This window comes from Nocardioides pocheonensis, from assembly GCF_003725535.1.
Taxonomy (GTDB): Bacteria; Actinomycetota; Actinomycetes; order Propionibacteriales; family Nocardioidaceae; genus Marmoricola; species Marmoricola pocheonensis.
On record NZ_RJSF01000005.1, the window covers coordinates 136,815 to 137,650 of the forward strand.

Annotated in this window: 2 protein-coding genes; both read left to right on the plus strand. The window is 69.6% G+C overall.

All coding sequences use genetic code 11. From position 1 onward, the window contains the following. On the plus strand, positions 1 to 427 hold a 427-nt coding region (locus tag EFL26_RS02870; RefSeq protein ID WP_245999975.1), incomplete at its 5' end, for a sensor histidine kinase. After that, a partial coding sequence (locus EFL26_RS02875) for a response regulator (protein WP_148046615.1) occupies positions 424 to 836 on the plus strand: 413 nt, incomplete at its 3' end. The genes EFL26_RS02870 and EFL26_RS02875, both read left to right, overlap by 4 nt.

Consider the following 836-nt stretch of genomic DNA (forward strand, 5'->3'; position numbering starts at 1 on the left):
TGTCGTGTACGGGCTGAGACCTCCGGCCCTGGACGAGTTCGGTCTCGTGCGCGCACTCCAGCTCCATGCGTCGCAGCTGGAGGCGACCGCCGCGTCGCTCACGATCACCCTCTGCCTTCCGGAGCAGGCACTGGGCCAGCTCCCTGCCGCCGTCGAGGTCGCTGCCTACCGGATCGCCTGCGAGGCTCTCACCAACGTCGTCCGGCACGCAGGCGCCACCGCATGCAGCGTCAGGGTGCATCTCGACGGCGCGCTCGAGCTCGAGGTGGCCGACAACGGTCGGGGGCTGTCGCCCGACCAACCCGCCGGTGTCGGCACCCTGGCCATGCGGGAGCGGGCGGAGGAGCTCGGCGGCCGGCTCGAGATCAGCTCCGGCCAGCATGGAACAGTCGTCCACGCACGCCTACCGGTGCCCGAGGTGAGATGAACGATCAAGTCCAGGTCCTCGTCGCCGACGACCACCCCGTCTTCCGCAGCGGTCTGCGTGCGCTCCTTGCCACCGATCCGGCCGTCATCGTCGTGGGCGAGGCGGCCACCGGCACCGAGGCAGTGGCCGCGACCGCCCGTGAACGGCCCGACGTCGTCCTGATGGACCTGAACATGCCCGAGCTCGACGGAGTTGCGGCGACGGCACAGATCCTGCAGTCGAATCCTCAGGTCGCGATCGTGGTCCTGACGATGTTCGACGACGACGACTCAGTCTTCGCAGCGATGCGCGCCGGCGCCCGGGGCTACCTGCTCAAGGGAACCAACCAGGCAGACATCCTGCACGCAGTCCACGCGGTCGCGACGGGTGGCGCCGTGTTCGGACCGGCAGTCGCTCAGCGAGTCCTCGA